We start from the raw sequence: 6,510 nt of genomic DNA, 5'->3' as shown, positions 1-6,510 counted from the left end.
TTTCCCGGCGTAGGGCGCAGGCGTAGAAATGCGCCCTGCCCACCATCCCCCGGCCGCTTCGCTACGCCTCGCCGCTCCGCCTCGAAAAATTCCTGCAAGGGAGGATGTGGCGGCACCTGGCCTTACCCGACTCTTGCCCGCAGTCGCCACCGGGGCCCACTGCCCGGCCCGGTCGCGCCGCCCAGTAAGTCCGACTCCGAATCCAACAAGAAAAAAGGACCCCACGATGAACACCATGCAACCCGCCCAGCTGCTGCGTCCCAGCGCCCTGCTCGTCGCCATGCTGCTGGCCACCCCGGCCCTGGCCGTGGACTTCCACGGCTATCTGCGCTCCGGCATCGGTGCCACCGCCGGTGGCGGCGACCAGGCCTGCTTCCAGGCTGCCGGCGCGCCGGCCAAGTACCGTCTCGGCAACGAGTGCGAGACCTACGCCGAGATCGGTCTCGGCCACGAGGTGTGGAAGGAAGGCGAGCAGAGCTTCTATATCGACAGCATGATCGCCTACAAATCGGACCAGGCTAACGACTGGGAGGCCACCGACGGCGACAGCAACCCGTACGCCAACGGCACCAGCTCGATCCGCCAGTTCAACGTGCAGGCCAAGAACTTCCTGCCGGCCCTGCCCGGCGCCGCCCTGTGGGCCGGCAAGCGCTACTACAAGCGCAACGACGTGCACATCAACGACTACTACTACTGGGACGTTTCCGGCCCCGGCGCCGGCATCGAGGACATCGACCTGGGCTTCGCCAAGGCGCACGTGGCCTGGATGCGCAACACCGATGGCGACTGGGTCTACGAAGGCACCGGCACCGGCACCAACGTGGCCAACGACACCCTCGACCTGCGCCTGACCGACATCGACTTCAACACCGACGGCAAACTGGAGCTCGGCTACGACTACGGCAAGGCCAACCTCACCGAACAGCAGAAGGATGACCCCGGCTACACCAACCAGAAGGGTCATCTGGTCACCGTGCAGCACATCCAGGGCAACTGGTTCGGCGGCTTCAACAAGCTCGCCCTGCAGTACGGCACCGACGGCATCATCGGCAGCACCGGGCGCAACAGCACCGGCAACAGCGACGGCAAGATGTTCCGCCTGGTCAACCAGGGCGTGGTCGGCCTCTCCGACGACATCGAGATGATGTACGTGCAGATCTACGAGGATAAGGACTTCGACAACGACTCCGGGCAGACCTGGACCTCGTTCGGCGTGCGCCCGGTGTACAAGTGGACCAACACCATGAGCACCGCGCTGGAGTTCGGCTACGACCATATCGACCCGCAGGCCAAGGGCGAGAAGTCCCGCGACCTGAAGAAAGTCACCCTGGCCCAGCAGTGGTCGGCCGGCCGCAGCTTCTGGGCGCGTCCGCAGATCCGTGTGTTCGCCACCTACGCCATGTGGGACGGCGGCAAGTACAACGCCGCCAGCGAATCCATCGATGCCGGCGACGACAACGGCCTCACCTTTGGCGTCCAGGCCGAAGCCTGGTGGTAAGCGCTCGGGCATCCGTTGCATCCGGATGCCCGGCAATACCGTAACGCTGCTCCTGTGGTCCTTGCCCCGGTTCTGCAATAGGCCGGGGCCTTTTACCAGGCGTGACATAAAAAGAGGAATAACCCATGCCACCGTTCAAGATCGCCAGCCTCGCGCTGCTCACCGTTCTGCTAACCGGCTGCGCCAGCGAGCCGCTGCGCCGCATCGATGCCCTGAGCAGCAGTCCGGCCCCTTTGCAGACCTCCGCCGGCAGCGCCGAACAGGCTCTGGTCGCCGCGCCATCCTGCTGCGCCTCGCTGCGCGAGCTGCCCTACCAGCCGATCCCGGCGAACTTCAGCGGCGAGGTGCGCATCGACGCCAGCGCCCCGGCGTTCGCCTTCGACAGCGGCAAGAGTTTTTTCCGTGCCTTCCAGCTGCCGGCCGCCAGCAAGTCGTTCGAGATCCGCCTGTACAGCCAGGCCGGCGACACGGTGCTGGCGCCCAACGCCATGCTGCTCGACAGCCAGTTCCGCGTCACCCGCCTGCTCGGCGCCGAGGACTTCGTCTACGCCCCGGCCTCCGGGCTCAAGGGCGACAGCCTGGACGCGCGCCTGCGCGTCGACCGCCTGTATCCGGACAATCCGGGCAACGAACACTACCTGGTGCTCTACACCAGCGAGGCGCAGATGCGCGGCCAGACCGTCATCGAACATCCGGCCAAGGCCTTCGCCCGCGCCCTCGGCAACGAGGCGCCGAACATTCCCGACCCGGTGGCCAAGCATGCGCCGGTGGGGGTGATCAAGATGGTGCTGATCGAGGACAAGGTGGCCGGCCAGCAGGCCAACACCTATGTGCCGCCGTTCAGCATCGGCCGCGAGATGGGCAACCAGCTGCCCAGCGTGCCGGCCCCGGCGGTGCTGCCGGAAACCCAGGCCTACTACCGCCAGGGCATCGACGCCGCGCTGGCGAGCAAGGACCTCGAACGCGCCCTGCGCCTGGCCGACGAAGCCGCGCGGGTCGGCGACGCCAGTGCCAAGGCCTATCTGCTCGAACGCATCCAGATCCGCTGAGGTCACGGCGGGGCCGTGCTGAGCGGCCCCACTCTCCAATCCCCTCCAGGGAAATTCGGGCGGCCTCGGCCGCCTTTTTTTTCGAACCTGGGGTGCGCCGCGCGCACCGTCGCGCACTACACGCGGAAGCGGCTGACCATCGCCTGCAACTGCCCGCCCAGACGCGCCAGCTCGGCCGAGGACTTGGCCGTCTCGTCGCTGGCGGTGGCGGTCTGCTCGGAGACGTCGCGCACGCTGAGGATGCTGCGGCTGATCTCCTCGGCCACCGCGCTCTGCTCTTCCGCAGCGGCAGCGATCTGCTGGTTCATCGACTGGATGTTGGACACCGCCAGGGTGATGCTGCCCAGCGAGTCGCCGGCCTTGCGCGTCAGCTCGACGCTGCTGTCGGTGAGGTTGCGGCTGTTGCGCATCACCGCCGCCACCTGCTGGGTACCGCTCTGCAGCCCGGCGATCAGCGCCTCGATCTCCTCGGTGGATTTCTGCGTGCGCTGCGCCAGGCCGCGCACCTCGTCGGCGACCACGGCGAAACCGCGTCCCGCCTCGCCGGCACGCGCCGCCTCGATGGCCGCGTTGAGCGCCAGCAGGTTGGTCTGCTCGGCCACCGACTTGATCACGTCCATCACGCTGCCGATCTTGTCGCTCTCCTGCTGCAGGCCGTGCATCGCCTCGCTGGAGCGGCTGACCTCGGCGGCCAGGCGCTCAATCTGCACGATCACCTCGGCCACCACCTGATCGCCCAGGCGCGCCTGGCCGTCGGCGTCGTTGGCCGCCTGCGAGGCCTGCTCGGCGTTGCGCGCCACTTCCTGCACGGTGGCCGACATCTCGTGCATGGCGGTGGCCACCTGGTCGGTCTCGCTCTTCTGGCTGTTGGCGCCGGCGCTGGTCTGCTCGGTGACGGCCGACAGCTCCTCGGCGGCGCTGGCGATCTGGGTGACGCTGTCACGGATGCCGCCGATCAACTCGCGCAGGGTCGTGGCCATGTGCTGGATGCCCTGCTGCAGCTGACCCATCTCGTCGCGACGGTCGACCCGCACGCTGGCGGTCAGGTCGCCATCGGCGATGCGCTGCACCGCGCCCAGGGTGTCCTGCAGCGGACGGGTGATCTGGCGGGTGATGATCCACGCGGCCAGCACGCCGAAGAGCATGGCCAGCAGCGTGGCACCGATCTGCAGGCTGCGCGCCTGGGCGCTCTCGATGGCCATGCGCTCCATCTGGAACTTGTACAGTGCCTCGCTGATGCGCACGATCTCGCCCTGCTGGTCGGTCATCTCCTGGCGGGTGCGGGCGATGTCGGCGGTGGCGTTCTTGAACGCCTGCATGGTCTGCTCGAACTGGCCCAGCGCCGCGGCGATGCGTTGCACCGCATCCTGCTGGGCGCTACCGAAGGCCTGCTGCAGCGCGCCGAGGCTGGCGCGGGCAGCGGCGATGCGCTCGGCCAGGGCCTGCTCGGTCTGTGCATCGGGGGTGCTCTCGTAACGCTCGAGCAGGTAGCGCAGACGCAGCAGTTCGGCCTGCGTGTGGGTCAGCGCCTGCAGTTGGGCGAAACGGCTGCTGTCGTATTCCGGCAGCAGCTGCACGCTGCGCTGCATGGCGGCGAGCAGTTCGCCGAGCTGCTGATCTTCCGCCAGCACCTTGCGCCGCGCCTCGTCGGCCGCGGCGTAGGCGGCACGCATGCCGGCCAGCGAGCGCTGGTAGTCCTGGTTGTAGCGGTCCTGCTCCTGCAGCAGCTTGACGTTCACCGGGTTGGTGAAGGTGCCGAGCAGCTTCTTCTGCTGCTGCAGATAGATGTCGAGGTTGGTCAGCAGCCGCTCGCTGCTGGGGGCGTCGCCCTTGGCCAGCATGAACTGCAGACGGGCGATGCGCAGGTTGGTCAGGGTGGTGTTGAGCTGGGAGATCTCGCTCATCCAGGTGCTGCGCTGGATGACGCTGCCCAGGCCGCTCCAGGCGGTCCAGGCCAGCGCCAGGGTAAGGGCCAGCACCAGGCCGAAGCCGAGCGCGAGCTTGCGGGTGACGCTGAGGTTGGCAAACCAGGTGTTCATGACAATTCTCCAACTGTTCGGATGACAGGCGGTTCGGGTTTAGCTGGAGAATTGTTTTTGTAGAGCCAGCACAGGGGCTGTGCTGACGCTCCGCGCGCTGCCCTGGGCACACCGGCAGGTGAAATTTCGTGAAAAATCATCCGCCTGCGGCGGCTGCGCGTACCCGCCCCGGTACGCCGGGGCGGGTTCTTCAGGGCGCGCGCTGGCCGCGGGCCGCCTCGCTGAGGTAGAACCAGGTCGGCGCATCGAGCTGCAGCTCGGCGCCGGCCAGCGCCTCTTCGATACGTGCCTCGCGCAGGCTGCCGAGAATCGGCACCGGGCGTCCCGGCAGGCGGCGCAGCCAGGCCAGGGCAACCTGCAGCGGCGTTGCCTGCAGCGCCGTCGCCACCTCCTCCAGCGCCTGCTGCAGCGCCGGGGCGAAACGGCCGCCGGCCAGCGGCGACCAGGCCAGCACCTGCAAGCCATCGGCCTGCAGCGCCTGCAGACGGCCGTCCCAGGCCGCCTGCTGGGCACTGAGCGACAGCTCGATCTGGTTGCAGCGCAGCTCCAGCTCGCGGCCGAGCACCTGCCAGTGCAGCGGCTCGGCATTGGACAGGCCGAGCCAACCGACCTTGCCCGCCGCCACCAGCGCCTGCAGGGCGCGCGTCACTTCCTCGGCCTGCAGCAGCGGGTCGGGACGATGCAGCAGAAAGCCGTCCAGCCGCTCGACGCCCAGGCGCTGCAGCGAGGCGTCCACTGCCCGGGTCAGGTAGCTCGCCGCCGTGTTGTAGTGCTTGACCCGCCAGCGCGAGACGTCCTGCGCCGCCGGCACGATGTCGGCCTTGCTGATCAGTTGCAGCTGCGCTCGCAGTTGCGGGCGCAGACGCAGTGCCGCGCCGAAACGCGCCTCGCATTCGCCCAGACCGTAGATATCGGCGTGATCGAAGCCATTGAGGCCACGCTCGACGCTGCGCTCGATAAAGCCGAGCAGCGCCTGCGGCGTGTCCAGCTCGGCGCATTCAAGCAGGCGCATCATGCCCAGCAGCAGGGGTTGCTGGATCGGAAATGCGGTCATAAGAGGATTCCAGGTAACCGGTGGTGCGCACGGCCTGGGCGGCCCCGCGACACCCTGCGGGATAGTGACGAATCGTAGGGTGCGCTATGCGCACCACTAGGCCGATCAGAGATTTCAGCCCAACAACTGCAACGCCTCGGTGCTGCACTGCTGGATACGCGCCCAATCGCCCTGCTCGACCCATTCGCGCTGGAACATCCAGGTGCCGCCGACGCACATCACGTTGGGCTGGGCCATGTAGCGCTGCAGGTTGTCCGGGCCAATGCCGCCGGTGGGGCAGAAACGCACGCCGCCGAACGGACCGGCCAGCGCCTTGAGCGCGGCGACGCCGCCGCAGACCTCGGCCGGGAACAGCTTGAAGCGGCGATAGCCGAGGGCGTAGCCGACCATCAGCTCGGAGGCGCTGCTCACGCCCGGCAGCAGCGGTACCGGGCTGTCCAGGGCGGCCAGCAGCAGCTCGCGGGTGCTGCCCGGGGTGACGATGAACTGGGCGCCGGCCTCGATGGCAGCGGCCAGCATCTGCTCGTCGAGCACGGTGCCGGCACCGACGCACAGCTCGGGACGCTCGGCGCGCAGGCGACGGATCGCCTCCAGGCCGTGCTCGGAGCGCAGGGTCACCTCCAGCACGCGCAGGCCACCGGCGGCCAGCGCGTCGGCCAGCGGCAGGATGTCCGCCTCGCGGGCGATGGTGATCACCGGCATGATCCGCGCCTGGGCGCAGATGCGGTCGATCTCGGCGATGTGTTCGGCCATGCGCGCGCGCTGGCCTTCGTTGGGGCTGGTCATGTCAGGGGCACCAATAGATTTCGAGAGGGGAATGCAGGAAGGCGCGGATCGGCATGCTCGCCACCTCGCCGGGCGCCAGCGCCT

At 68.2% G+C, this 6,510-nt stretch carries 5 protein-coding genes and 1 pseudogene; 2 read left to right on the top strand and 4 right to left on the bottom strand.

Annotated elements, in window-relative coordinates:
* Window positions 1-226: 226 nt before the first annotated feature.
* On the top strand, window positions 227-1,498 hold the full coding sequence (locus N7333_RS23540; protein ID WP_012019253.1) for a maltoporin: 1,272 nt from the start codon (window positions 227-229) through the stop codon (window positions 1,496-1,498).
* 125 nt (window positions 1,499-1,623) lie between these two features.
* Window positions 1,624-2,547 (top strand): MalM family protein, encoded by a 924-nt coding sequence (locus N7333_RS23535; RefSeq protein WP_129483826.1) that lies wholly within the window; start codon window positions 1,624-1,626, stop codon window positions 2,545-2,547.
* Window positions 2,548-2,663: 116 nt separating this feature from the next.
* On the opposite strand, the gene N7333_RS23530 is transcribed toward N7333_RS23535, so the two are convergent.
* The 4 genes and pseudogenes from N7333_RS23530 to N7333_RS23515 all read right to left on the bottom strand — a co-directional run.
* A complete protein-coding gene (locus N7333_RS23530) occupies window positions 2,664-4,586 on the bottom strand; it encodes a methyl-accepting chemotaxis protein (protein WP_129483825.1) in 1,923 nt (640 codons plus the stop codon).
* A gap of 190 nt (window positions 4,587-4,776) precedes the next feature.
* Window positions 4,777-5,640 carry an aldo/keto reductase gene (locus tag N7333_RS23525; protein ID WP_129483824.1) on the bottom strand — a complete coding sequence of 288 codons (864 nt, stop codon included), beginning with the start codon at window positions 5,638-5,640 and terminating at the stop codon, window positions 4,777-4,779.
* Window positions 5,641-5,754: 114 nt separating this feature from the next.
* On the bottom strand, window positions 5,755-6,426 hold the full coding sequence (locus N7333_RS23520) for a bifunctional 4-hydroxy-2-oxoglutarate aldolase/2-dehydro-3-deoxy-phosphogluconate aldolase (RefSeq protein ID WP_129483823.1): 672 nt from the start codon (window positions 6,424-6,426) through the stop codon (window positions 5,755-5,757).
* A gap of 1 nt (window position 6,427) precedes the next feature.
* Window positions 6,428-6,510, bottom strand: a pseudogene (locus N7333_RS23515) (6-phosphogluconolactonase); the annotation flags it as partial.

The organism is Pseudomonas sp. GD04158 (assembly GCF_029834875.1).
In the GTDB taxonomy this organism is placed as follows: domain Bacteria; phylum Pseudomonadota; class Gammaproteobacteria; order Pseudomonadales; family Pseudomonadaceae; genus Aquipseudomonas; species Aquipseudomonas hydrolytica.
The sequence above is the reverse complement of the archived record's forward strand: the minus strand, read 5'-3'. Positions and strand labels throughout refer to the sequence as shown.